Origin of the sequence: Micromonospora sp. A202 (genome assembly GCF_006715105.1) — a bacterium.
Classification (GTDB): Bacteria; Actinomycetota; Actinomycetes; order Mycobacteriales; family Micromonosporaceae; genus Micromonospora; species Micromonospora zamorensis.
The window spans coordinates 3,896,999-3,921,700 of the sequence record NZ_VFMP01000001.1; the positions used below are offsets into that span (position 1 = coordinate 3,896,999).

Below are 24,702 nucleotides of genomic sequence, written 5' to 3' on the forward strand. Positions count from 1 at the left end.
CCGTACACAATCGGGTTGTCCTGTGCGGGCGCAGGCATGACCATGGTCGGCATGGCGGGAGCTCGCGGGTGAGATCGCCACTTCAGGGCGGGCTGCCGCTGCGGGACGCGGTGGTGGGCGCCGTCGTGGAGATCGCCTGCGACGAGTCGGGATTCTCGGGCACCAACCTGCTGCACTCGACCGCTCCGGTGATCACGCACGCGAGTGTCGACCTGATGGTCGATGAGGCCGTCGCGCTCATCACCGAGCTGCGGTCGGGGTTCCGGTTCTCACCACACGAGCTCAAGTCCGGGCGGTTCCTGCGCGGCTCGGGTGCCGACGAAGCCCTGGAGTGGTTCCTGACCGCGCTGACCGGTCGCGCGCACGTCCACCTGATCGACAAGGAGTTCTTCCTCGTCACCCGGATCGTCGACTTCCTGCTGGCCGAGCCGTCGTACGCGGCCGGCACCCGGCTGGCCCTCGACCAGCGGCCGACCGCTCTCGCCCTCTACACGGCCAGACACTCGGCCGGCAGCGACTGGAGTGCCTTCCTGGCAGCGTTCGTCGACCTCGTCCGGATGAAGCGGCGGGTGCCGGTACGGCAGTCGGTACAGCGGTTCTTCCAGGCCCGGGACGCGCTGCTGCACCGCAGGCTCGGCGCGGCGGCCGACGCCGTCCTCGACGGGCTCAACCCGGGCCATGTGCGGGCCGTGGTGGCCCGGCTCGACGACGACCGGTCGGTGCCCCCACCACTGGAACCGCTGCTGCCGGCGCTGGCGGAGACGGTCCTGTCCTGGAGCGGCGGCCAGCGGCAGGTGCTGGTGACCCACGACGAGCAGAGTGCCCTGACGGCCGATCGACTGACCCGCCTCCAGCGGATGATGGCCGGCGGTGGCGCCCCGTCGGCGGCAGCCGACACGACCTGGGCTCTGCCGGACGGAGTGTCACCCCTGGCTGGGCTCGTCATGGTCGACTCCCGTGACGATCCGCGCATCCAGGTCGCGGACCTCCTCGCGGGGGTGGCACGGCGCAGGCCCGGGATCATCGGCGACGCTCTCCGTCAGCCGCCGCCACCGCGCGATCCCGTGGTGTGACGCCTTACCGACGCGTCCCCGGCGCTCTCAGTCGAGACAGAACTCGTTGCCCTCGACGTCCTGCATGACGAGGCACGACTCGTTCTCGCCGTCGGCCCGCAGCAGTTGCACACGTGCCGCGCCGAGGGGGATCAGTCGCGCGCATTCCGCCTCCAGTGCGGCCAGGCGCTCCTCACCCACCAGCCCGGTGCCGACCCGCACGTCGAGGTGCACCCGGTTCTTGACGACCTTGCCTTCGGGAACGCGCTGGAAGAACAGTCGAGGGCCCACACCCGAAGGGTCGACGCACGCGAACGCGGCACCCTGACGCTCGGGCGGCAGCGTGCGATCGAATTCCTCCCACGAGGCGAACCCCTCCGGCGGAGGCGGCACGACGTAGCCCAGCACCTCGCACCAGAAACGAGCGACGCGCTCAGGTTCCGCGCAGTCGAAGGTGATCTGGACCTGCCTTACCGTCGCCATCGGTCCACCATAGAGGGTGCGTCGTCATCCGTGGACCGGCCTCTGACCAGGTGCGGCGCGATGGAAGGTGTAGCCCGCGTTTTCCGGGGGCAAGCAACGCAGATGGACCGCACGACAGGGAGCGAGGAGCGACCGCTCGGCCAGCGGTGCCGGACCGGTGACTCGGACCGGGCACGGCTGGCGACACGGCTCTCAACGGCCCCTGTGCGATGCGCCTGAGGCACAGCCTGCCCGCGGTCGCGCTCGGTGCGGTGGCACTGGGCGTGGCTCTCGGCGCTGACCCCGCTCGCGCTGACTCGACGTCGTCACTGCCGGTGCCAGTGCCAGTGCCGACCGGTCCCCACCCCGCGACGGCCGCCACTTCACCGAATCTCATCGAGGCGTTGTTGCCCGACGTGGTCGAGTCGCCGCTGTCCATCCCCCTGCCGCTGCCGTCAATCACTCCCCTGCCGCTGCCGTCAGCCACTCCCCTGTCGCTGCCGTCAGCCATCCCCCAGCCTTCGACGTCGGCCAGGCTTCCGGCCGCCATCCCGACCCGGCGGCCAAGCGTGCCGTCGTCGTCGTCGCCGCCCACCGCCCCCGTCCCGTCCGCTTCGGCTTCCCGGGCTGCCTCGCCGCCGTCGCCGTCGGCACCGCCAGCACCGTCGACCTCCGGGACGGCGACGGTGTCCCGGGGCAACTCCCACGGCAGCGTCGAACGCCGCGCGCGGGATCGGGCCCGGACGGCGGGTCACACGCAGGTGTCGATGATCGCGGTCCCCGCGCCGACGCCGCGCCCACCGGCTCGCCCCGAGTCGGGGCTGCCGGCATTCGTGCTGGCTGTCGCGTCCGCGCCCGCGGGCGTCGGCGCCAGCGGTGCCGATTCTCCGACGTCGGCGGCTGAACATCCGCCACCCATCTCGCCGCTGTCCCGGGGGCTCACTGTCGCCGCCGTTGACATGCGCTCCACCAGCCGGCCCGTGGAGCGGGGCCCTCCGCCGCCGCGGCAACCCCTGATCAGTCAGCCGTGTCCACGACGTTGATCAGGAGAGATCATGGAAATAGCCGTTGTCTGGATCCCCGCCGACATCGAACCGTCGGAGCCCGCCGTCGCGATGTGTCTCGCACACCTTCGTCGACACGACTACCGGTTGAACGGAATCGTCCGGGCACCCTGGGAGACCGTCGAGCAGCAGATGATCGACGGTGAAGTGGATGTGGTCGTGATCGCCGACCCTGCCCACCTTCCGCCGGACCGGTCACCCCGGATCGAGGTAGCCACTTCGGCGTCGACGGCTCACGAGGACCAATCGGCTTTCGACCCGCAACTTGGCTGAACCGACCAAGCGCCCCGTCCACAACGGACGGGGCGCTTGGTCGTGGTGCTCCCGCCGCACGCGCCCCTATAGTGAGTTCCATTATGAGACTTACTGCCTTCTGGCGCTGGTGGGGCGCCAGCACGACCAGTCACCTCGGTTCGGCGATCGGTGGGGTCGCCCTGCCGCTCACCGCGCTGACCGTGCTGGACGCCTCGGCCCTCGAAATGAGTCTGATCACGGCGGCCGGCTACCTCGCGTACCTGCTGATCAGCCTGCCGGCGGGGGTGATCGTGCAGCGCGTGCCGCTGCGCGGCACGCAGGTCGCCCTGGACCTGATCCGGGCCCTCGCCATCGCGTCAGTGCCCCTGGCCTGGTGGTTCGACGCCCTGACGGTGGTCCAACTGATCGTGGTCGCCCTGGTCGTGAGCTTCGCCAACGTGCTGTTCGACGTGGCGAACCAGACCTTCCTGCCGGAGATCGTGCCGGCCGCGCAGTTGCAGGCGCGCAACAGCCTCAACTCCGGCACCTATGCCGCCACCCAGCTCGGCGGGCCGTCCCTGGGCGGGCTCGCGGTGCAGCTGCTGGGCGCGGTGCCGACGCTGTTCGTGGACGCCGTCAGCTACCTGATCTCCGCCGTGCTGCTGCGCACCCTTCCGGCCCGGCGCCTGCTGCGCCCGGCCGAGCGGCCACCGATGGTCACGATGATCCGCGAGGGCTGGCACTTCGTGCTCCGACACCCGATCATCGGACCCTCCATGTGGGACGCCACAGCGACGAACTTCGTCTGCGGCGGGATGCTCGCGCTCTTCCCCTACTACCTGGTACGCGAGCTGCACGCGTCGCCACTCATGGTCGGGCTGCTTCTCGCCGCCGACGGACTCGGCACGCTCGTCGGCGCCGCGCTGACAACCCGGTTCACCGACCGGGTCGGCACCGCACGCGGCCTGGTCATCGCGGCCGTCGTCGGGGTGGCCGGGGCGCTCGTCATTCCGCTGGGCAGCGGCACCGCCGCCTATCTCGCCTTCGCCGTCGGGAACCTCGTCTTCGCCGGCTCCTCGGTGGTGCTCAGCGTGACCACCCGCACCTACCGGATGCTCGCCAGCCCGCCGGACCTCCTGTCGCGGGTGATCGCCACGGTCAAGTTCGTCTCCTGGGGCGCCATCCCGCTCGGCAGCCTGCTTGCCGGCCTCCTGGCCGGGCCACTCGGCGCGCGTACCACCCTGTTGATCTTCGGTGCCCTCACCGTGCTGTCGCCCATCATCTACCTGTCGACCCCGATCCGGCGGCTGCGCGACCTGCCGCTCGACGCCGCCGCGGAACCCGTCCAAACCCGGGTGTGAACCGCGCGACAGAGCGGTGGACCGGCGGGCACCGCCGCCGGCCATCCCACCCGGCAAAATTGATCCCCTCGTTTGTCGATCGGCGATCAGGTTGACTCGTCGGTGAGGTAGGCGGGCCCGGCGGGGCTCCACACGATGGGATGCGCGACATGGCGAAGTACCTGATCCTCATCCACGGCGACGAACGGCAGTGGGCCGCGATGTCACAGCAGGAGATGCGGAAGCGTGACGAGGCCCACGGCGCCTTCTGCGCCGCAGCCGGTCCGGCCTTCCTCGACGGCCAGCAGTTGGAGCCGGCTGCCGTCGCGACCACACTGCGCACCGACCCGCACGGACGGCTGGCCATCACGGACGGGCCGTTCCTGGAGACCAAGGAGGCGGTGGGCGGCTACTACCTGATCGAAGCCCCCGACCTAGACGAGGTGATCAGCCTGGCCTCGCGGCTGTACGAGGTCTCCGCCGGGCACAGCGGGGTGGAGATCCGTCCGGTGGTCGATCACGGATGAGCGCCGAGGTGGTCGCGGCGGTCGCGCAGGCGCACCGCCGCGACTGGACCCAGTTGCTGGCCGCGACGGCACGCCTGACCCGGGACCTCGATCTCGCGGAGGAGTGCACCCAGGACGCCTACGCCCAGGCGCTGCGGGTCTGGCCGCAGATCGGCATCCCCGATCGTCCCGGTGCGTGGCTGACAACCACCGCCCGCAACCGGGCGCTGGATGTGCTGCGCCGCGAGTCGGCGTTGCGTCGGGCTCTACCGCAGCTGGTGACCGACCAGTCGGTGCCCGGCCCCGAGGACGGCCTCGATGACGACCGGCTCCGACTCGTCTTCACCTGCTCTCATCCGGCCCTGTCCCGCGACGCCCAGGTCGCGCTGACACTGCGGCTGGTGTGCGGGCTGTCCACGGCGGAAGTGGCCCGTGCGTTCCTGGTGCCGGAGCCCACAATGGCCGCACGGATCACCCGGGCCAAGAAGAAGATCACCACTGCCCGTATCCCGTACCGTGTGCCGTCGCCCGACCACCTCGCCGGGCGGGTCAGCGCCGTCCTCGAAGTCGTCCATCTGATCTTCACCACCGGCCACACGGCGCCGAGCGGCGGGCACCTTGTCCGCCGTGACCTGGTCGACAGCGCGATCAACCTCGCTCGCATGCTGCACCTGCTCATGCCGACCGACACGGAGATCAGCGGCCTGCTCGCGCTGCTGCTGCTCATCCATGCGCGTGACGACAGTCGCCTGTCGGCCACCGGTCGGCTGCAACTGCTCTCGGAGCAGGACCGCGGGCGTTGGGACACCCGGCTCATCAGCGAGGGGGTCGCCCTGGTGACCGTCGCCCTGTGTCGCAGACCGCCGACACGTTACGCAGTCGAGGCCGCGATCGCCGCCGTGCACGCCGAGGCGCCGACCTGGCAGGGCACCGACTGGGCGGAGATCGTCGGGCTGTACGACGTCCTGCTCCAGCTCTGGCCCTCGCCGGTGGTCGAGCTCAACCGTGCCGTGGCCGTGGGTCTGCGCGACGGCCCGCAGGCCGGTCTCGACGCACTGACGCCACTGCTCGCCGAACCGGTCCTGGCCACCTACGGCTACCTCAGCGCCGCCCGTGGTGACTTCCTGCGCCAACTCGACCGCTGGGCGCCGGCGGCGGACGCCTACCAGGAGGCCCTGGCCCACACCGACAACACTGTCGAACGCGCCTTCCTCAGCGAACGGCTCGGCGACGTCCAGCGCCAGGCGTCGGCGACGATCACCTTCGAGGAGGCGTGCCGGTGACAGGTGGTCGGGCCGAGCCCGTCGCGGTGTCCCGGCGGATCGCCGCGCCAGCGGCCGACATCTTCCGGATCCTCGCGGATCCTCGGCGACACACCGATCTCGACGGCTCCGGGATGCTGCGGGGTGCCGTATCGGATGCGGTGGTCGCCGCCGTCGGCGACGTCTTCGTGATGAGGATGCACTACTCGCGGTATGGCGACTACGAGATGAACAACCACGTCGTCGAGTACGAGGTGAACCGGCGCATCGGCTGGACACCGGAGCCGGGCCGAGGCCACCCGGACACCGCACCCGGCGCCACTGCTCGGACGCGATGGGGACACCGGTGGACCTACGAGCTGACGCCCGACGGCCCGGACGCGACCATCGTGACCGAAATCTATGACTGCTCCCAGCTGCCGGCCGACGAGCAGGCGGCGATGGACGGCGGGCGCGCCTGGATCACGAGCATGACCGAGACGCTGGAACGGCTGGAGGCGCTCTGCGCCAACCCGCCCGACTGAGTCAGCGGCCCTCCTACGAAGCCGCGAAGGCCAGCCCTTGCTCGGCCAGCGCGGCGGCCAGGATGTCGGCCGCCTTCGGCCCCACCCCGTGCATGGCCAGCAGATTGCGGCGGCTGTGGGTGGCCACCTGGGCGAGCGTGGTGATGCCGGCTTCGAGCAGAGCGCTGGTCGCTGGTCGCCCGATCGGCGGCAGGTCACCGATCGGCGCGGGCACGTGTCGGGTACTCACGGAATCACGATAGTCCGCCCCCAGCCACCGGGGCCTCGGGTCACGAACCGTCCGGAGGGTTGGCCGGCTGCTGTCCCGGCCAGAACGGCCACTCCTCGAACGACCGGCAACGTCCGTCCTCGGCGAACCGCATGACCCACAGGTCGCGGTACTCCTGCTCGACCGGGTCGCCGTAGCGGACCTCGTGACGCGACACGGCGGTGTCACCGTCGACCGCGACGATCTCGCTGGTCATCCGGAACACCTCGTCGGGGCCTTTGCGCTGTTTCTTCCACATCTGGGCGATGGCCGGCAGACCGACGACAGGTGTCCAGTAGGGCCCCTGCTGGTAGCTCGCATCCTCGGTGAAGAGAGTTACCAGGGCATTCGTGCCGGGCGTCCGCCACAGCCGCTCGTACGCGGTGAGCCATTCGTTGACGTGCGTCCTGTCCATGGACATCACTGTGCCATTCGACGGGCCACGCGCGGCAGGAACCGACCAGCCGCAGGTCATCACCGGTCCACTGCGTCGTAAGGTGCATCTCACACCCGAACAGCTGGAGGCTGCGGTGACCGCGACGACGCCGACTGACACGGTGCTGGCCGAGGTGATGGCCGAACTGGCCGCGCTGGAGGACCACCGGACACGCGAGGTGAACGCGAAACACGGTGACGACCACGGTGTGCACCTCGGCAAGCTTCGTGCTGTCGCCAAGCGGCTCAAGACGCAGCAGGAACTCGCCCGCCAGCTCTGGAGGACCGGCGACACAGCGGCGAGACTGCTGTCGCTCCTGATCTGCCGTCCCAGGGCGTTCGAGCGTGCCGAGCTGGACGTCATGGTGCGCGAGGCACGCGCGCCCAAGGTGCACGACTGGCTCGTGAACTACGTGGTGAAGAAGAGCCCGCACGCCGAGGAGCTGCGCCTGGCCTGGTGTGCCGACCCGGACCCGGTGGTCGCGAGCGCCGGCTGGGCGCTGACCACCGAACGCGTGACGAAGAAGCCCGAGAGCCTCGACCTGCCGAGGCTGCTCGACGTCATCGAGAGCGAGATGAAGGACGCGCCGGATCGCCTCCAGTGGGCGATGAACCACTGCCTGGCCCAGATCGGGATCGAGCACGCCGCGCACCGCGCTCGCGCGATCGACATCGGCGAACGTCTGGCGGTGCTCAAGGACTACCCGACATCCCCGGGCTGCACGTCTCCATACGCGCCCACCTGGATCAACGAGATGGTGCGCCGCGCGCACACCTGACCAGTGCGCCGATCGAGCGCATGGTGGTGGCGGCGCGGGGAGGGCCCGGACCTCCCCGCGCCCCGTCGTCAGCCCTTGAGCACCCGGTCCCAGTCGACCGTCCTGGCCCAGTCGGCGTAGCTGTGCCAGGCCACTCCCGGGTACTGCGCCCGCAGAGCGGCCACGTCGACGAAGTCGGTGTTCTCCTCGAAGCGCTGGAACATGTCGGCGATCTCGTCGCCCGCCCACTGCCGGCTTGGCACGAGACGCGGGGCCCGGGAGCAGCTGTGGCGCTACGCGGACATGCTCTCGATGCGTTGCCGCCCGCACACTGACCGCATGCTGATCTTGCAAACGTCGCCGCCCCCCACGCTGGCGCGGCCCTGAGGAAGACTGGCGGTCATGGCTGACCTGAGCGATGCGAAAGCTGCGCTGCACCTCTACCTGAAGGAAAATCGCGACGACCTGATCTGGAAGCTCGACGGGCTGAGCGAACGCGATGCGAGAATGCCCCGCACCGCGACCGGCACCAACCTGCTGGGCATCATCAAGCACTGCCTCAATGTCGAAGCCGGCTACTTCGGGCCCACCTTCGGGCGCGAGTTCCCGACGCCGGAGGAACTCGTCCCCGTGCAGGCGTTCGACGAGGACCCACAGGCAGACTGGTACGCGAGCGAGGACGAGACCAAGGACGGCCTGATCGATCTGTATCGCCGGGTCGGGGTGTTCGCCGACCAGACGATCGACCAGCTGCCGCTCGACGCGCCGGGGCAGGTGCCGTGGTGGCGCCCAGGCCGGCAGGACGTGACGCTGCAGCGGATCATCATCCACGTGACCTGCGACCTCGCCCGTCACGCTGGGCATGCCGACATCATCCGCGAGCAGCACGACTCGGCGATCGGCCTGCGGCAGGACAACACCAACATCCCGGACGACTACGACTGGTCGGCGTACGTCGCCAAGCTGACGAAGCTCGCGGACCGCTTCGCCTAGGGCACCCACGAACGCGCCGCCCACCGCGGATCTGCGGCGGGCGGCGCGTGACGTCAGGAAAGGTTCGCGCCCCGCAGGGCGGCAGAGCGGGTCACGGGCAGGGCGTCCGCGCGCAGACGTCGATGACCTTGCCGGTGAGCAGGAAGGCGGCCTTCTGTCTCTGGGCTCCGGCCTGGGCACGTGGGAACTCGTGCGGATCCTCCCCGTACTCCGGCCCGGCCGGGGCGAGGTTCGTCGGCGGTGGCGCGTACGCCGCGCCGCTGTTCCAGACCACGAGCGCCGAGCCGGTGTACGGGTAGCGGCGGATCGGCGCGATGCCCCAGTACGGACGCACGTCCGATGACCAACCGTCGGCGAGCGCGGGTGTGTGCAGGCGAGCCCCGATGGTGCGCGCCTGGACCTCCGCTGCGGCGGGCGAGACCTGCTGGTCACCGAAGGCCACGTGCATCAGGACCTGGTGCGGTGGGGTGCCGGGCAATGGCCGGTCGGTCATGTGCTGGGCGTACCCGTTGGCCTCGGACCGGTCCCACAACATCTGCAGCAGCGCGAGGATCAGCTGTTGGTCGACCTTGTCCGGGTAGTAGCCGTCCATGACCGACTGGAACGGGGCGAAGTCCACGCTGCGCTGCAGCAGCGTGGAGTAGTTCATCGCCGGTACGCCGAGCACCGAGCGGGTCCAGTCCTGGGCGATGGCGGTGAGGGCACCACCGTTGATGCCACCCTGGCTGTTGCCGTCGTAGTGCAGCCCGCCGGCCAGGTTGATCAGCGGTCGTGCGGTGGCGTCCCGGAACGCTGGGTGGGCGGCGAACCCGCCCGGGTGGATCATCGTGCGGCCCAGGAACAGGAAGTTCAGGAAGCTCTGCTGCAACCGGTCCGCCACGGCGGGAAAGGCGCTGAGGTCGGCGAAGGCACCGGCCACGTAGGGGACGTCACCGGCGGCCATCCCGATCCAACTGGTCGCGCAGAAGGTGAAGTTGTGGGTGTTCGACATCGTCCTGACGTTGCCGGCGTTGATCTCGGTCGGCTTGCCGAGCAGGCCATGGCCGTAGAGCGACAGGTGTGCCGGCTTCGCGGCGGAGGCGCTGCGCGGGATGTTGCAGACGAAGTCCGCCGCGATCGTCGCGCCGGACGGCGTGGGCAGGGCGTTCGGCGTCTGCGGCGTCCCGGTGCCGCCAGCGGGCCCGTAGTGAAGCCGGGAGCCCGGCCCGCCGTCGCCGGTCAGATAGGACGGTACGCCGATGGTGCCGGTCACCTGCCGGGCGATCAGCGGCTCCTGCTCCGGTGGGTAGTCGGTCACCTGGGTGACGGTGAACGACGGTGCGGCTCGACGGAGGCTGGCGAACGCGCTGTCGCGGACCGCCAGCATCCGCCCGGTCAGACCCTGCCGGCTGGCCACCGTGAAGTCCCAGGCCAGGTAGAGGCTGTGCCGTTTGACCCCGGTGCGGGTCAGGTCGGCGAGGATCCGCTTCATCTGCGGCGCACGGCTGTCCCGATGGCTGAGGCCGGCACCAGTCACGTACGCCCTGAACGCCTTCGGTGCCGGGATCGACGCCCCGTTGCCGTCGCGCATGCCGCGCAGGCCGACGACGTAGCGGGTGCCCTCGGTCAGCGCCACCGCAGGTCGGATGATCAGCACCTGCCGGTCGGGCTCGCCGGTCGCGTGCGCGTCCAGCTCGGCCCAGTACGGCGTGCGCTCACCGGTCCGCGCGTTGATCAGCACGATCGGCGCGTCCGGCGCCAGCGAGCGGCCGATGTCGGTGACCGGCGCGATCCCGGTCGCCGTGGCGTCGAGGCCGGGCACGCGCACCAGGATCGGCGAGCCCGGGCTGAACCCGTCCTGCCGGTTCCATTCCGTCGGGTCGATCGGGGTCCCCTGCACGTTGGCGGGCATCGCGGCGGCCGCGAGCCGCACCCGCTTACCGGTGGGGCTGGTCCGGTCCGGCACGGTGAAGTAGTCGTTCGGGAAGGGCAGCAGGCAGGCCGTCGGGTCGATCGGGTCGCAGGCCTGCTGCCCGGTCGGTGCAGGAGTGGCGGGCGGTGCCGCAGCAGCCGACGCCCCGAACAGGACGGTGCCCGCGGTCACCAGCACGGACACGGCGAGACGGAGCCTTCTAATTGTGGTCACACGCATCTCCTTCGACGCAGGTGGTGTTCTTCCTACGCTCGTGAAGGAATCTCAGCAACCAGCACGACGCCCGTGGATGAGCAGGCACCCTGAAGGAGCAGTGCGACTGCGCCGAGGGCTCCGTCTGTCGTTGGCCGCGGGCTGACAGGCTAGTTTGCTCGGATGAGTCTTCTCGATGACGTCGCCCGGCGTGACAACTGGCGATGCTGGGTGTGCGACGAGCCGGTCGACGCTGACATGTCGGTGAACGACCCGCGTGGGCCCAGCGTCGACAGCCGCACCGCCGACAAGAAGGCCAAGGTCGTCGAACGGCTTGCGCACCGCGCCTGCAACACCCGCAAGGGCGCCGTCAAAGTGGTCATCGCCTGGCCGGACCGTCTGCACGTGGTGGAGCCCGCGCCGCTGATCACCGTCGCCGAGAGGCTTGAGCGCAAGGGCGGCCGGGAGTTGGTGGCCCGTTGCCCGAGCAGGAAGGACGCCCAGGAGGCGGCGGACTGGCTGGTCGACCGGTTTTCCCGGCTGGCGCCCGGGCTGCCGGTGACCGCGAGCGTCGACGCGGGCGGCGGCCAGTATCTCGTCGCTCTGGCCACCGGCCGCCGCTGACTGGCGACCTGGTCGGCGGAACGTCGCCGGCCAGGACCGCCCCGCCACGGGTACGGCAATGCGTCCGGACGCTGTCCGGACGCATTGGCATCGGCAGGTCGCTGACCGGCCGGTGGGTAGCAGTCTTGCTCAGAAAGGGGGTGCGTCCTGGCCCATCAGCGCCAGAACGACGCCTCCCTTTCCGCTCTTGAGGCCCTGAACGACGACCTTGCCGGTGCTGCCGTCGGGCAGCTCCAACGTGAAGGTCTTCCCGACCGCGTTCTTGGGGCCGTTGCCGGCGCTGTTGGCAGGTCGGAAGTCACCTGCCCACGGCGGGACCCCGCCCCTGCGGGCGGGCTCGGCGAAGAGAGCGGCGGTGCCGGGGGTCCTGGTGCCATCCGACGAAAGGAGCACTGAGGCGCTGCGAAAGGTAGCCATATGCGGCAAGGATATCCCGGACCGCGCCCATTTGCGCCACCGCGGCTCCCCGTGACGCGCCTGGTGCGCAAAGGGCACTATCAGCGGATGGGCGACCAACCGAAAAGAGTGCGTGCACGGGTGCGCCACCTGGCGGACCGTTCCTACGTCGTGCTGATCGACGGGCCCGATGGCGATGTGGAGGTCGGTCGTACCCGCCGGACGCGTGAGGTGCTGTCCATGGCGCGAGCCGGGGCCGCAGGTGCGCTTGGTGTGCCGGAGGGTGGTTTCGACCTCAACGACATCGCCCTCACATTACCGACGAAGAGGTTGCCGCGTTCGACGAGTACATCTCGGGCGCCAACCAGACACCTTGACACCTTGACACCTGTCGATGTTAGCGCCAACACTGAGACCGCAACCTGGGCGCAACGCCACCGTCATATCTCGCGATTCACTCGCGCATCGACCCCGGCGGGGCGCCGCAGGCTGGCGGCGCCGTCACCCGGGCGTCGCGGCCGGTTCCGGTCCCACGTGCTGCTCGGCGTCGACCTGATCGGCCACGACGCCACCGGCCGGCACCACCTGCGCCGATGAGTCGCTCACCAACCGTACGGAGGACAGATGCCGCTGCCACTCCACCCAACCGATCCGTTTGCCCGCCCGGCAACCGGCCGGGGGCCTGCCGGCCGCCGACGTCTACGGTCGGTCGTGGCCGCGGTGTTGGTGGTGCTCGCCGTGGCAGCCGGCCTGCCGGCGGCCGGGCCGGCGCACGCCGCACCGGCGGTCAACTACACCAACCCGCTGGTGAACCAGAGGGCCGACCCGCACATCGTCCGGCACACCGACGGCTACTACTACATGACCGCGACGGTGCCGCAGTACGACCGGATCGTGCTGCGACGTGCGACCACCCTCCAGGGCCTGGCCACGGCGGCGGAAACCACGATCTGGAACCGGCACACCAGCGGCGAGATGGGCGCCCACATCTGGGCGCCGGAGATCCATTTCATCAACAACCGGTGGTACGTCTACTTCGCCGCGGGCCGCACCGACGACGTGTGGCGGATCCGCATGTACGTGTTGGAGAACTCCAGCGCGAATCCGCTGACCGGGTCGTGGACCGAACGTGGTCGGATCATGACACCGTGGGACACGTTCAGCCTCGACGCGTCGACCTTCGTCGCCAACGGAGTGCGTTATCTGACCTGGGCGCAGCAGGAGCCGGGCATCTCCAACAACTCCAACGTCTACCTCGCCCGGATGGGTGCCAACCCGTGGCAGATCACCGGCACGGTGACGCGACTCGTCGTGCCGACGTACGACTGGGAGACCCGCGGCTACCGGGTCGCCGAGGGACCGGCGGTGATCCAACGCAACGGCCGCATCTTCCTGACCTACTCGGCCAGCGCCACGGACGCCAACTACTGCCTCGGGATGCTGAGCGCCTCGGCCACCGCCAACCTGCTCGACGCCGCCGCCTGGAGCAAGAGCCCCAACCCGGTGTTCGCCAGCAACGCCGCCACCGGTCAGTACGGCCCCGGCCACAACTCGTTCACCGTCTCCGAGGATGGGCAGAGCGACATCCTGGTCTATCACGACCGCAACTACCGTGACATCAGCGGCGATCCGCTCAACGATCCGAACCGGCGGACGAGGCTGCAGAAGCTGTACTGGAACGCCGACGGCACCCCGAACTTCGGCATCCCGGTGCCCGACGGGGCCACACCGGTGCGGCTGCGTTCACACGATCTGACCAGCAGCTACATCCGGCACTACGACTATCGGGCCCGGGTCGAGCCCAACGTGGCCAACCTGGCCGACTCGCAGTTCCGCATCGTCAGCGGCCTCGCCGGGGGCGGGACAGTGTCGTTGGAGTCGACCAACTTCCCGGGGTACTACCTGCGTCACCGTGGCTACGCCCTGTATGTCGAACGGAGCGACGGCTCGTCGCTCTTCGGCGGCGACGCGAGCTTCCACCGCCAATCCGGCCTGGCTGCCAGCACCGGGGTCTCCCTGGAGTCACAGAACTTCCCCGGCCGGTACGTGCGCCACCGCGACGGACTGCTCTACCTGGAAGCGGTGACCACGAGCGCCGAGCGCGCCTCCGCCACCTTCCACCTGGAATAGCCGCGGGACCACTCCCCCATCGAGCCAGGAGCACCGATGACCCCCACCATCACGAGAAGACCGTCCAGCCACGGCCCGATCCACCGCGACCGGCGTACCGGCCTGGTTCTGGCCATGATCACCGCGCTGGTCGGTGCCGTCGGCGCTGTGCTGGTCGGCGCGCCGCCGGCACAGGCGGCGACCGTCGACACCAGCGCCTACTACGTTCTGGTCAACCGGCACAGCGGCAAGGTGCTCGACGTCGCGGACACGTCGACGGCGGACGGCGCGGTGATCCAGCAGTGGTCCCGCAACGACGGCGTGTGGCAACAGTTCCAGTTCGTCTCGTCCGGCAGTGGCTACTACCGCCTCAAGGCTCGGCACAGCGGCAAGGTCGTCGACCTCTGGGAGTGGAGCGCCGCCGACGGCGCCGAGTACCGCCAGTGGCCGGATGTCAACGCCACCAACCAGCAGTTCCAGGTGCTCGATTCCGACGGCGGTCATGTCCGGCTGATCAACCGCCACTCCGGCAAGGCAGTCGAGGTCTGGGAGCGGTCCACCGCTGACGGGGGCCGCATCAGTCAGTACACCGATCAGAACGGTGCGAACCAGCAGTGGCAGATGGTCCAGGTGGGCGGGGGCAGCACGCCACCTGGCTGTGGCAGCGGGTCGACCAACGCCGAGGCCGTGCTGAGCGGGAGCACGTGGACGGCCCGTAACGGCTCGTCGACGCTCTATTCGGGTTCGAGCATGTTGTCGGCGATGCAGGCGGCGGTGAACTCGCTGTCGGCTGGTCGGACGTCGAAGCAGCGGGTGGTGGTTCGTGGCTCCGGTTCGGTGAGCGCGGGTTCGCGGTTGTCGTTGCCGTCGTACACGACGCTGGCGGTGTGCGGCACGATCAACGTGACCGGGTCGGGCTCGGGTGATCAGGCGCCGGTGTATTCGCGGGGGACCACGGATGTCGAGGTGCAGAACCTGACGCTGACCGGGTCGCCGTTGTACGGGATCTTCATGCGCAACGTGAACAACCTGACTCTCGGGCAGATCGACATGCGGCTCTCCGCCGGGCTGGGCGTCCGTATCGACAACCACGGTGGCGATCGGGCGGTGAAGGTGCGCAACGTCCGCATCGACACCGTGTACGTGTCGGGGAGCGGTAGCCACGGGGTGGAGACGTACGGCGTGGACGGTTTGACGATCGGAACGGTCACGGCGCGGAACACCCGGGACTCCGGCCTGCTGCTCAACGACACGATCAACGCCACTGTCGGCACGGTCGACGCGCAGGGCGCCGGTGCCGGCACCGGGTACGCGGCGTTCCGGATGGCCAACCGCAACGGCCGGGTGGGCAACTCGTACCCGACGAACATCCGGGTCGGAACCGTGATCGCGTCCGGTGGTGGCCGCGGGATCTTCTGCGTGTCCGAGTCCGGTGGCGCGGTCATCGACCGGGTGACGATCTCGAACACGGGGAACAACTCGATCCTGGTGGAGAACTGCTACAACGTCGTCATCGCCGGGGTGTCCGGAACGGTGACCGGCGGCGGCGAGATCAGGATCGCGTCGCGGACGGAATTCCCGATCTCCTCCGGCATCCGGTTGCAGAACCTGACCGTCAGCGGCACCAACATCACCCAAAGCCCCTGCGGCGGCGCCAACAACACCATCAGCAACGTCACCCGGGTCAACTCGACGCTGACCTGGTGTTGAGAGGCTGGCCCTCGCGTACTCGGTGAAGGGCGGTGGGTACGCGCACGTTGCGGGCCCACCGCGGCGCTGCCTCCCGACTCCCCGCGCGGCGATGAGCAGGTATGGACGCACGACGCAGGATGATGAGCGGATTCCACAACTCGAAGCAGGAGGTCCGCGTGCGCGTCGTCCGCGTCCTGGCCAACCTTCCGGTGCCTGACATCAGCGCCGCCAAGGGCTTCTACAGCGACTACCTCGGGTTGAGCAACGAGGAGTTCAACCTGGGCTGGGTGGCCCGCTACACCTCGCCCGACAGCGGCGCGAGCGTGCAGCTCGTCTCCGGCGACGCGTCCGCACCGGAGGATTCGGTCATCTCGGTGCAGGTGGACGACGTGGACGGCGCCTACGCGGAGGCACAGCGCCTCGGTTACGCGATCGTCCACCCGCTGACCACTGAGCCCTGGGGAGTGCGGCGGTTCTTCGTCCGCGCTCCGGACGGCAACGTCATCAACGTGGCAGCCCATAGTTCCTGACCAGGGATCAGGGCGGCGGCCGGGCCAGCCAGGTGCCGGCTGTCGCAGACCTCGTCAGCGGTTGAGGTAGGCGGCCAGGCCGCCGAGTTCCTCGCTGGCGATGAACACCGAGCGCACGTTGAGAAGGGCCTCCTCGACGTGCGCGGTACAGCCCCGCGCGGAGTCACCCCACGAATCAGCGATCTTGATCTCGGCGGGTGCCATGCACCCCCACTGGTCGGTGACGGAGGCCAACCACCGCCGTCGGTCACGTGTTCGCAGAACCAACCTACGGGACACCGCTGCGGTGTCCACAGGACCGTGGCCGCCTACGCTGACATCGACGTGAAGGCCGGACCGACAGCGGTTACTGGTGGCCGCCGGGGGCGTGCAGCCGCAGGCAGGGGTGCACGCAGATGAGAGGTGTGTCCTGATGAGCTCGACGACGATGCTGCTGGAACGCCTGCTCCAGGCCGGGATGAGCGAGGTCGTCACAGTGGAGCCGGTGACGGGCGGGGTCGCGGCGCTCGCGGGCATCGCCACCCGTCGGGACGCCCCGTCGGTGTTCGTCAAGGGCTTCGCCGACGCGCCCGCCGAGGGGGTCTTCGTCGCGGAGGCCGAAGGGCTGGCCGCCCTACGCAAACTCGGCGGCATGGCCACACCCGAGGTGCTCCTGGCGGACCCGGAACTGCTCGTGTTGTCAGTGCTGCGCCCGAGGCCGCACACCGAGAGCTTCTGGGAGCAGCTGGCGCACCTGCTCGCCCGCATGCACACGAGCACGACCCATCCTCGCTTCGGATGGCACCACGACAACTGGCTGGGCCGCCGCCGCCAGGTCAACACGTGGCATGACGACGGGTTTGCGTTCTTCGCAGAGCACCGGCTGCTTCGGTGGCTCGGGGAGCCCCGCGTCGAGGCGGCGCTCGACGCGGCGGACCGGGCGGCACTGGAGCGGCTGTGTCACCGACTGCCGGACCTGCTGCCGGACCGGCCCGCGTGCCTGACACACGGCGACCTGTGGACGCAGAACATCATGGCCACCCCGGACGGGCAGCCCGCGTTGATCGACCCGGCCGTGTCGTACATGTGGGCCGAGGTCGACCTCGCCCATGTGTGGTCCACCTCGCCCCCGCCCGAGGCGCAACGGTTCTTCCAGGTCTACGCGGACCTGACCTCGCTGGACGACGGCTGGCAGGCCCGCATGCCGGTCGTCCAGCTGCGACAACACCTCGCCGTGCTGGCCCAGTTCGACGACGACTGGGGTGCGGGCGAGCAGATCCGCGCCACCCTTGCCCCGTTTCGGACGCGATCCTGAGCAGAGGACCGACCGTTGACCGCCGCAACCGCGCGAGCGGTCGTGTCGGAGCGGGTCTCACGGACGAGCGTCGTCATCATCGCCGCCCCGACCGCAACCAGGGCGACGCCCACGGACGTTGACGGCGGCCACCAGGGTGACGATCGCAGCGGTCAACTGCAGCACACCACCGAGCAGATCGACCAGGCTGGAGATGGCGCCAGCGTCGGGAACAAGGTGCATCGCGGCCTCCGGGTTCGTGCCCACCGTCCGCTTCCTGCGGAAGGCCCTCCCCCGGGCCCAGCGGTAACCGCTTGGACGCCGCTGCCATTGTGGCACCCTCCCGCACAGCAGAGGAAGGTGTGCACCAGATCGACATCTGCTCATAACAGGCGGTCACTGCCTCTGCACGAGCTCCGCCGCCCTGTGGGGGGTGCTGTCGTCACCCCTTTCCGCAGGGGCTCCCTGACGGTCGGGATCGCGGGTTACATGGGCGCCGGCCCACTACCGACACCGGGAGGACCGATGGACGCGAGGAACACCTACCCGCGCCGCGCGCTGCTGCGAGGCGTCCTGCTCGGTGCCGCCGGGACGGCGGCCGGTTCGGTGCTGGGTGCCTGCGCCGATTCGCCAGAGGCTGCCCCATCGCCGGCTTCCACCCCGGACGGTAGCGCATCACGCAGCGCCCCGGCCCCCTCCTCGTCGTCAGGCAGCACAGCGCTGCTGGCCTACTTCTCCCGCGCCGGGCAGAACTACTTCAACGGGGGCCGCCGCCGTCTGACCGTCGGCAACACGGAGGTCGTGGCGAGCATGATCAGCCGCCTCATCGGCTGCGACGTGCACCGCATCGAAGCCGCCGATCCCTACCCCGACGACTACGAGCCGACCGTCGCGCGCAACGTACGGGAACAGAACGAGAACGCCCGCCCGGGCATCGTCAACCCACTCGACTCGATCGAGCGCTACGACACGATCCTGCTCGGCAGCCCGATCTGGAACGTCCGGGCACCGATGATCATGACGACATTCGTCGAGGGCCTGACCTTCACCGGTAAGAGGGTCCACCCGCTCACCACACACGCGATGAGCGGACTGGGGACCACCGAACGCGACTACACCGCCGCCTGCCCGGGTGCGACGATCGGGGAGGGCCTGGCCGTGCGCGGTGAGGAGGTCGCCGACGGCGAGCCCGACGTCGCGGACTGGCTGCGCCGGATCGGCCTGCTCACCCGATGACCCGCCCGAGAACGTCACCAACCCGAGGGCGAGGTCATCGGCCGCTCATCCGTTGGTCCCGGTCGCGACGCCTTCCCGCGTCGCGGCCCAGGTGGCGAGCAGCTCCAGGCCGTCACCGGAACTGGTGCCCGGCTCGGCGGAGTAGGTCAGGACCGTCAGAGACTCGTCGCCGGACAACTCGAGCACTTCGAAGGCCAGGTCCAGGTCCCCGATGGCGGGGTGGCGGAAACGCTTCGTGCCGTGGCGGTGCACGTAGACATCCTGGGCGGCCCACCAGGCGCGGAAGGACTCGCTGCGCATGGACAGCTCGCCGATCAGGTTCATCAGTTGCTGGTCCTCGGAGTGCTGCGCGGCCGCGATGCGGAGCGCGGCGACGGCGGAGCGGGCCACCTGCGCCCAGTCCGGGTAGAACGCCTGAGCGTGCGGGTCCAGGAAGATGAACCGCATCGAGTTCACCGGCAGCGCCGTGTCAACGGCGAACATGGGCGCGTAGAGGGCCATGCCCAGCGGGTTGGCAGCCAGGATGTCGAAGCGGTGGTTGCGAAGGAACGCCGGCACACCGGTCATCGAGTGCAGCACCCGGCGGACTGCTGGCCGGATCTCGGCGACCTTGTCGCGGCGGACGCGGGTGCGGGCGGGCCGGGAGCCGGAGGCGCGGGCGAGGTGGTGCAGGTGCGCGGTCTCGGTGTCGTCGAGCTGTAGCGCGCGGGCAATGGCGTCCAGAACGCTGTCGGACACGCCCGCGAGGTTGCCACGCTCCAGGCGGGTGTAGTACTCGACGCTGACGCCGGCCAGCGCGGCCACCTCGCCGCGGCGCAGCCCGGCGACGCGCCGGTTGCCGTACGCGGGGATGCCGGCCTGCTCGGGGCTGATCTTGGCCCGGCGGGAGGTGAGGAACGCCCGGACCTCGCTGCGCTTGTCCATGTTTTCCAGGTTAGGCATGCCGCCTGGCAGGAGGGGGACCCTGCCAGTACCCGTTTGAGCAGGGGCTCCCCGGAAACCTGACTGCGGTGTGTGCTTGCTGGTGACAGGACCGGCGGGGCGGATCGAGGGGATGTTGTCGCAGACGAGACGACGACCAGCTGCTCGGGCGATGAGCTGCCGCCGGACGCCCTCCCCAAGATCGACGCCGCCTGTCACGCCCGGAACTGAAAGGAAACGTTTCCATGCCAACCCCGCACCTGACGCCGAACAACGGCGTCGAGATTCCCGCCGTCGGACTTGGCGTCTTCCAGACGCCTCCGCAGGAGACCCGCTCCGCGGTCGAGGCTGCGCTCGCCACGGGCTACCGACACATCGACACCGCGGCCGCGTACGGCAATGAGCGTGAGGTCGGCGAGGCGATTGCCAGCTCGGGCGTCGACCGTTCCGAGGTGTTCGTCGAGACCAAGATCTGGATCAGCGACTACGGGTACGACCAGACGCTGCACGGCTTCGAGAAGAGCGCCGCCAAGCTGGGCGTCGAGCAGATCGACCTGCTGATCCTGCACCAGGCGTTGCCGTCGGAGTTCGACCGGACCCTGGATGCGTACCGGGCTCTGGAGAAGCTGCTTGCCGACGGCAAGGTCCGCGCCATTGGCGTCAGCAACTTCATGGTCGACCACCTGACCGCACTGCTCGACGCCGCGACTGTCGTGCCCGCGGTGAACCAGATCGAGGTGCACCCCTACTTCGCGCAGCGCGAGGTGCAGGCCTTCGGCGCACAGCACGGCATCCTCTCGCAGGCCTGGTCGCCGATCGGTGGCATCACCTTCTACCGCGACGGGGAGCACACCAGCACGTTGCAGGATCCAGTGATCGGGGGCATCGCGAAGGCGCACGGCAAGACCCCGGCGCAGGTGATGATGCGCTGGCACGTGCAGCAGGGCCGCTCGGCGATTCCGAAGTCGACGAAGCCCGCGCGGATCGCGGAGAACTTCGACGTTTTCGGCTTCGCGCTCACCACCGAAGAGCTCGACGCCATCGACGCCCTGGACACTGGCAAGCGCGGGGGCCCTGAACCCGCCGACATCACCCTCGCCACCTTCGGCAGGCCGATCCCCGAAGCCTGAATCCACCCGAGCCCGCTGTCCCGCAGGCCCACGTCGTGGGCAGTCGGCTATCCACTTCGATGAACGACAGGGAGAGCAGCATGCGTACGGTAAAGCTAGGTGAGCTCGAGGTTGCCCGCATCGGGCTCGGTGCGATGGGCATGTCGCATGGTTACAGCGGCGCCGGCAGCGACGATGCCGAATCGATCCGCACCATCCACCGGGCTCTCGAGCTTGGTGTCACCCTGATCGACACTGCGGAGATCTACGGCCCGTACATCAACGAGGAACTCGTCGGCCGCGCCCTGCAGGGTCGCCGCGACCAGGTCGTGCTGGCCACCAAGTTCGGCCTCATCTCCCACGATGGCCGCGTTGCCGGAGGCCTGGACAGCAGCCCGGACAACATCCGCAGCGCGGTCGAGGGCTCACTCAAGCGCCTCGACACCGATCACATCGACCTGTACTACCAGCACCGCGTCGACCCGAGCACCCCGATCGAGGACACCATGGGCGCCCTCGCGGCCCTGGTGCAGGAAGGCAAGATCCGCTACGTCGGCCTGTCCGAGGCCTGGGTCGACACCATCCGCCGCGCTCACGCCGTACACCCGGTCACGGCCCTGCAGTCGGAGTACTCGCTGTGGACGCGTGACCAGGAACAGATCCTTCCCGTGCTGCGCGAGCTGGGCATCGGTCTGGTGGCGTACTCCCCACTCGGCCGCGGTTTCCTCACCGGCGCCCTACGCACCCCGGCCGACGTGGAGCGCCTCGACGACAGCGACTTCCGCAAGAACCACCCGCGCTTCACCGGGGAGAACTTCCAGCGCAACCTGGGTATCGCCGACCAGGTGCAGGCGGTCGCCGACCAGGTGGGTGCGACCTCAGCCCAGGTCGCACTGGCCTGGCTGCTGGCGCAGGGCGACGACGTCGTCCCGATCCCTGGCACCAAGCGGGTCAGTCGCGTCGAGGAGAACGCCGCTGCGGACGCCGTCACTCTCACGCCCGTTCAGGTGGCGACCCTCACCGCGCTGCCCGTCGCCGAGGGCGGTCACCACACCGACGAGCAGATGCGGGTGATCGAACGCTGACGCTCGACCAGACAGTCGGAGATGATCGAGGGTGTGTCACATCCAGCGCGACACACCCTTGATCATCTGCCGGGACGCGACGGTGCACCGCTGACGGTGCACCGCTCACGACCTCGACGGGTCAGCAGCCGATTCGGCTGGACCCGACCGCGACGTCGTCGTACCAGAGGGTGTCGGCCCCGCCGCCGTAGCTCTCCCAGCCCAGCTTCAGGTCGGTGAGTTGCGGTCGCCAGGTGCGGTTGTACCACTGGCCGTCGATGTCGTGCGTAGGGACGCCGTCCGCGGTCAGTCCGGTGACAGCGGTGCCGTCCAGCCACGTACGAAGCTGACCGGCCGAGCCGTCCACCATGAACTCCACACAGGCCCACCGGTTGACCGGTAGTGGCAGGCTCTGCGCCACCCCCGCCGGACTCTGCTCGGGCAGGGTCGCGTCATCGGAGGCGCGGTTCCACTGCAGGGCGCCGTTCTGGCCGCCCAACCGCAGGTCCTTGTTGCCGTCGGCGGCGTCGGCCATCGTCACCATCGTGGTGTGATCGGTGGGCTGGGCGGTGGTGTGCCGCACCCAGATCCGTCCGTACCGCACACTGCCGACGCTGCCGAGGTTCTTCGTCGACCTGATGAAGACGTGGTTGCAGTACCCGGCTGCGCCGTTGATCCGGACCGCCCGGCTGCCGCTGTGCGTGGTGGTCGTGTCGATGGTGGCCGTGCCGGCTCCGGAGCAGTCCGGGCTCACCACGGCCCAGTCACCAGACGGCGTCGAGCCGGTCTGGTTCTCGAAGCCGTCGCAGAGCACCGCCTCGGCGCATCCGACCGGCGGCTCAGTGGTCGGCGGAGGCGTCGTGGGTGGGGGCGTCGTGGGCGGAGGTGTCGTGGGCGGGGGCGTCGTCGGCGGAGGCGTCGTCGGCGCGGCGCCGTTGCACGGCACTCCGTTCAGGCTGAAACCGGTCGGCGCGCCACCGCTGGCGCCGAACGTGCCCTGCACGCCGAACTCGGTCGCGCCGCCGGCCGGGATGCTGCCGTTGTACGACGCGTTGCGGGCGGTCACCGTCGATCCGGACTGGCTGACCGTGGCGTTCCAGCCGTTCGTGACGCGCTCGTCCCCGGCGTACGTCCAGGTGACGGTCCAACTGGACACAGCGGTGTCGCCCGGGGCGACCTTGATGTTGGCGGTGAATCCGCCGGACCACTGGTTGGGCGTGTAGTCGACCCGGCAGCCCTGTGCGGCTGCGGCCGGGCCCGTGAGCAGGGCTGTGCCGGTCACGGTCACGGCGGCGGCCAGCGCGGCGACGACCACCAGGGTCGGAGCGGGGCGGGCACGGAAGATCGTCATGAAGGGTCCTTCTGCCATCGAGCTGAGCGGAGGCGACGCGGCAGCGCGCGTCCGGGACGGACGCGGCACGACAACGCGCCCTGGGTGCGGCGCGGCGGTGCGCCACAGCGGCTGGTCGGCGCGTACGACCGAAGTGCCCGGCTCGGGGTGGACCTGTCAGCCGCCGACGGCCCGGTCGCCCGGACCACGGCGGTGCCCATCCTCAATCTATTTACCGCTCTCGATTTAATCAAGCGTCGGCAAGGCGGTGGTGGTGAGCGTCGTCCCGAATGTGCCCAGGAGGCGGCATCATCACGGCCTGCCCGGGTAGTTGGACGGGTAACAACAGGCCGGACGTCCGGCCCCTGGGAAGGAAGAACTTGTGCGTGGTGTCGTGATGCACGCTCCCGGCGACGTCCGGGTCGAGACGCGGGAGGATCCCAGGATCCTGCTCCCAACCGACGCGATCATCCGGGTCTCCGCGACCTGTGTCTGCGGTTCGGACCTGTGGCCGTACCGGGGAGTCGAGCCGGTCAAGGGACCGTCGCCGATGGGCCACGAGTACGTCGGCATCGTCGAGGAGGTGGGCGGCGAGGTCCGCACCATCAGGCCGGGCCAGTTCGTCGTCGGCTCCTTCTTCGCCTCCGACAACACGTGCCCGATCTGCCGTGCCGGCTACCAGTCCTCATGCGTGCACCGCGAGCCGGTCGGCGGGCTCGGCGCCCAGGCCGAGTACCTGCGCGTACCCCTGGCCGACGGCACCCTGGTCGCGACGCCGGACATTCCCTCGGACGACCTGATCCCGGGTTTCCTGGCGGCCTCCGACGTGCTCGGCACGGGATGGTTCGGTGCCGTGGCGGCCGAGGTCGGCCCCGGCAAGACCGTCGCGGTGGTCGGCGACGGTGCGGTCGGTCTGCTCGCCGTGCTGGCCGCGAAGCGGCTCGGCGCGGAACGGATCATCGCGATGAGCCGGCACGAGCCGCGCCAGAAGCTCGCCGCGGACTACGGGGCGACCCACATCGTCACCGAGCGCGGCGACGAGGGCGTGGCCCGCATCAAGGACCTCACCGACGGTCTCGGGGCACACTCCGTCATCGAGGCGGTCGGCACCCAGGAGTCGATGATGCAGGCCATCCGGGCCACCCGGGCCGGTGGTCACGTCGGGTACGTCGGCGTGGCTCACGACGTCGAACTGCCCGGGGATGAGCTGTTCTTCTCCCACGTACACCTGCACGGCGGGCCCGCCCCGGTGCGCCGGTTCCTGCCTGAGCTGATCGACCTGATCGCGACCCGGCAGATCGACCCCGGCAAGGTCTTCGACCTCACCCTCCCCCTCGACGAGGCCGCCGAAGGGTACCGGGCGATGGACGAGCGCCGCGCCATCAAGGTCCTTCTCAACCCCTGACCATCCCGTCGTCGCCCCGTCGGCGCGGTTGG

Annotated in this window: 27 protein-coding genes; 17 read left to right on the forward strand and 10 right to left on the reverse strand. The window is 69.7% G+C overall.

What is annotated here, in order from left to right; genetic code table 11:
* Nucleotides 1-68: 68 nt before the first annotated feature.
* On the forward strand, nt 69-1,073 hold the full coding sequence (locus FBZ33_RS18125) for a DUF3800 domain-containing protein (protein WP_221629478.1): 1,005 nt from the start codon (nt 69-71) through the stop codon (nt 1,071-1,073).
* Between the two features lie 27 nt (nt 1,074-1,100).
* Here the strand turns inward: FBZ33_RS18125 and FBZ33_RS18130 are convergent, their stop codons facing one another.
* Nucleotides 1,101-1,535, reverse strand: a complete 435-nt coding sequence (locus FBZ33_RS18130) for a VOC family protein (RefSeq protein ID WP_141909988.1) — start codon at nt 1,533-1,535, stop codon at nt 1,101-1,103.
* A gap of 1,034 nt (nt 1,536-2,569) precedes the next feature.
* Here FBZ33_RS18130 and FBZ33_RS18135 point away from each other — a divergent pair.
* The 5 genes from FBZ33_RS18135 (at nt 2,570) to FBZ33_RS18155 (ending at nt 6,444) form a co-directional block, all read left to right on the forward strand.
* Nucleotides 2,570-2,851, forward strand: coding sequence for a hypothetical protein (locus FBZ33_RS18135; RefSeq protein WP_141909989.1), 282 nt, complete (start codon nt 2,570-2,572; stop codon nt 2,849-2,851).
* A gap of 83 nt (nt 2,852-2,934) precedes the next feature.
* Entirely contained in the window at nt 2,935-4,173 is a 1,239-nt protein-coding gene (locus FBZ33_RS18140) for an MFS transporter (RefSeq protein WP_141909990.1), read from the forward strand.
* A 149-nt stretch (nt 4,174-4,322) separates the two neighbouring features.
* Nucleotides 4,323-4,679: a YciI family protein gene (locus FBZ33_RS18145; RefSeq protein ID WP_185755330.1), complete on the forward strand. Its 357-nt coding sequence runs from the start codon at nt 4,323-4,325 to the stop codon at nt 4,677-4,679.
* Nucleotides 4,676-5,941 carry an RNA polymerase sigma factor gene (locus FBZ33_RS18150; protein ID WP_141909992.1) on the forward strand — a complete coding sequence of 422 codons (1,266 nt, stop codon included), beginning with the start codon at nt 4,676-4,678 and terminating at the stop codon, nt 5,939-5,941. Before FBZ33_RS18145 ends, FBZ33_RS18150 begins: the two co-directional genes overlap by 4 nt.
* Nucleotides 5,938-6,444, forward strand: coding sequence for an SRPBCC domain-containing protein (locus FBZ33_RS18155; RefSeq protein WP_185755331.1), 507 nt, complete (start codon nt 5,938-5,940; stop codon nt 6,442-6,444). Before FBZ33_RS18150 ends, FBZ33_RS18155 begins: the two co-directional genes overlap by 4 nt.
* Nucleotides 6,445-6,457: 13 nt before the next feature.
* Here FBZ33_RS18155 and FBZ33_RS18160 read toward each other — a convergent pair whose 3' ends face one another.
* Together FBZ33_RS18160 and FBZ33_RS18165 are read right to left on the reverse strand one after the other, a co-directional pair.
* Nucleotides 6,458-6,673, reverse strand: a complete 216-nt coding sequence (locus tag FBZ33_RS18160) for a hypothetical protein (protein WP_141909994.1) — start codon at nt 6,671-6,673, stop codon at nt 6,458-6,460.
* 40 nt (nt 6,674-6,713) lie between these two features.
* Nucleotides 6,714-7,106 (reverse strand): nuclear transport factor 2 family protein, encoded by a 393-nt coding sequence (locus tag FBZ33_RS18165; protein ID WP_141909995.1) that lies wholly within the window; start codon nt 7,104-7,106, stop codon nt 6,714-6,716.
* A gap of 157 nt (nt 7,107-7,263) precedes the next feature.
* Between FBZ33_RS18165 and FBZ33_RS18170 the strand changes: the two genes are divergently transcribed.
* Nucleotides 7,264-7,905, forward strand: a complete 642-nt coding sequence (locus tag FBZ33_RS18170) for a DNA alkylation repair protein (RefSeq protein WP_221629551.1) — start codon at nt 7,264-7,266, stop codon at nt 7,903-7,905.
* Nucleotides 7,906-7,973: 68 nt separating this feature from the next.
* Here the strand turns inward: FBZ33_RS18170 and FBZ33_RS18175 are convergent, their stop codons facing one another.
* Nucleotides 7,974-8,147 (reverse strand): hypothetical protein, encoded by a 174-nt coding sequence (locus tag FBZ33_RS18175; protein ID WP_185755332.1) that lies wholly within the window; start codon nt 8,145-8,147, stop codon nt 7,974-7,976.
* A gap of 139 nt (nt 8,148-8,286) precedes the next feature.
* Here FBZ33_RS18175 and FBZ33_RS18180 point away from each other — a divergent pair, with 139 nt between their 5' ends.
* Entirely contained in the window at nt 8,287-8,877 is a 591-nt protein-coding gene (locus tag FBZ33_RS18180; RefSeq protein ID WP_141909997.1) for a DinB family protein, read from the forward strand.
* Nucleotides 8,878-8,968: 91 nt separating this feature from the next.
* Here FBZ33_RS18180 and FBZ33_RS18185 read toward each other — a convergent pair whose 3' ends face one another.
* Nucleotides 8,969-11,002 (reverse strand): hypothetical protein, encoded by a 2,034-nt coding sequence (locus FBZ33_RS18185; protein WP_141909998.1) that lies wholly within the window; start codon nt 11,000-11,002, stop codon nt 8,969-8,971.
* Nucleotides 11,003-11,164: 162 nt separating this feature from the next.
* On the opposite strand from FBZ33_RS18185, the gene FBZ33_RS18190 reads away from it, so the two are divergent.
* The gene (locus FBZ33_RS18190) at nt 11,165-11,605 is read left to right on the forward strand and encodes a hypothetical protein (protein WP_141909999.1); all 441 of its coding nucleotides are present in this window, start codon (nt 11,165-11,167) and stop codon (nt 11,603-11,605) included.
* A 129-nt stretch (nt 11,606-11,734) separates the two neighbouring features.
* Here FBZ33_RS18190 and FBZ33_RS18195 read toward each other — a convergent pair whose 3' ends face one another.
* Nucleotides 11,735-12,022 (reverse strand): hypothetical protein, encoded by a 288-nt coding sequence (locus FBZ33_RS18195; RefSeq protein ID WP_218906239.1) that lies wholly within the window; start codon nt 12,020-12,022, stop codon nt 11,735-11,737.
* Between the two features lie 690 nt (nt 12,023-12,712).
* Between FBZ33_RS18195 and FBZ33_RS18200 the strand changes: the two genes are divergently transcribed.
* The 3 genes from FBZ33_RS18200 (at nt 12,713) to FBZ33_RS18210 (ending at nt 16,332) form a co-directional block, all read left to right on the forward strand.
* On the forward strand, nt 12,713-14,131 hold the full coding sequence (locus FBZ33_RS18200) for a family 43 glycosylhydrolase (protein WP_255508936.1): 1,419 nt from the start codon (nt 12,713-12,715) through the stop codon (nt 14,129-14,131).
* Between the two features lie 36 nt (nt 14,132-14,167).
* Entirely contained in the window at nt 14,168-15,820 is a 1,653-nt protein-coding gene (locus tag FBZ33_RS18205; protein ID WP_141910000.1) for an RICIN domain-containing protein, read from the forward strand.
* Between the two features lie 158 nt (nt 15,821-15,978).
* Nucleotides 15,979-16,332, forward strand: coding sequence for a VOC family protein (locus FBZ33_RS18210; protein WP_185755333.1), 354 nt, complete (start codon nt 15,979-15,981; stop codon nt 16,330-16,332).
* Nucleotides 16,333-16,386: 54 nt separating this feature from the next.
* Here the strand turns inward: FBZ33_RS18210 and FBZ33_RS18215 are convergent, their stop codons facing one another.
* Nucleotides 16,387-16,536, reverse strand: a complete 150-nt coding sequence (locus FBZ33_RS18215) for a hypothetical protein (protein WP_255508937.1) — start codon at nt 16,534-16,536, stop codon at nt 16,387-16,389.
* A gap of 208 nt (nt 16,537-16,744) precedes the next feature.
* Between FBZ33_RS18215 and FBZ33_RS18220 the strand changes: the two genes are divergently transcribed.
* Nucleotides 16,745-17,626: a fructosamine kinase family protein gene (locus tag FBZ33_RS18220; protein WP_141910001.1), complete on the forward strand. Its 882-nt coding sequence runs from the start codon at nt 16,745-16,747 to the stop codon at nt 17,624-17,626.
* Nucleotides 17,627-17,683: 57 nt separating this feature from the next.
* Here the strand turns inward: FBZ33_RS18220 and FBZ33_RS18225 are convergent, their stop codons facing one another.
* Nucleotides 17,684-17,872, reverse strand: a complete 189-nt coding sequence (locus FBZ33_RS18225) for a hypothetical protein (RefSeq protein WP_141910002.1) — start codon at nt 17,870-17,872, stop codon at nt 17,684-17,686.
* Nucleotides 17,873-18,130: 258 nt separating this feature from the next.
* Here FBZ33_RS18225 and FBZ33_RS18230 point away from each other — a divergent pair, with 258 nt between their 5' ends.
* Nucleotides 18,131-18,841 (forward strand): flavodoxin, encoded by a 711-nt coding sequence (locus FBZ33_RS18230; protein WP_141910003.1) that lies wholly within the window; start codon nt 18,131-18,133, stop codon nt 18,839-18,841.
* 45 nt (nt 18,842-18,886) lie between these two features.
* Here FBZ33_RS18230 and FBZ33_RS18235 read toward each other — a convergent pair whose 3' ends face one another.
* The gene (locus tag FBZ33_RS18235; protein ID WP_141910004.1) at nt 18,887-19,765 is read right to left on the reverse strand and encodes a helix-turn-helix transcriptional regulator; all 879 of its coding nucleotides are present in this window, start codon (nt 19,763-19,765) and stop codon (nt 18,887-18,889) included.
* A gap of 242 nt (nt 19,766-20,007) precedes the next feature.
* Here FBZ33_RS18235 and FBZ33_RS18240 point away from each other — a divergent pair, with 242 nt between their 5' ends.
* Both FBZ33_RS18240 and FBZ33_RS18245 read left to right on the forward strand, forming a co-directional pair.
* Nucleotides 20,008-20,892: an aldo/keto reductase gene (locus FBZ33_RS18240; RefSeq protein WP_141910005.1), complete on the forward strand. Its 885-nt coding sequence runs from the start codon at nt 20,008-20,010 to the stop codon at nt 20,890-20,892.
* 80 nt (nt 20,893-20,972) lie between these two features.
* The gene (locus tag FBZ33_RS18245) at nt 20,973-21,956 is read left to right on the forward strand and encodes an aldo/keto reductase (RefSeq protein WP_141910006.1); all 984 of its coding nucleotides are present in this window, start codon (nt 20,973-20,975) and stop codon (nt 21,954-21,956) included.
* A 121-nt stretch (nt 21,957-22,077) separates the two neighbouring features.
* Here FBZ33_RS18245 and FBZ33_RS18250 read toward each other — a convergent pair whose 3' ends face one another.
* Nucleotides 22,078-23,286, reverse strand: a complete 1,209-nt coding sequence (locus tag FBZ33_RS18250) for a cellulose-binding domain-containing protein (RefSeq protein ID WP_141910007.1) — start codon at nt 23,284-23,286, stop codon at nt 22,078-22,080.
* 361 nt (nt 23,287-23,647) lie between these two features.
* Between FBZ33_RS18250 and FBZ33_RS18255 the strand changes: the two genes are divergently transcribed.
* Complete coding sequence (locus FBZ33_RS18255) at nt 23,648-24,670, forward strand: zinc-dependent alcohol dehydrogenase family protein (protein WP_141910008.1); 1,023 nt, start codon at nt 23,648-23,650, stop codon at nt 24,668-24,670.
* Nucleotides 24,671-24,702: the final 32 nt, after the last annotated feature.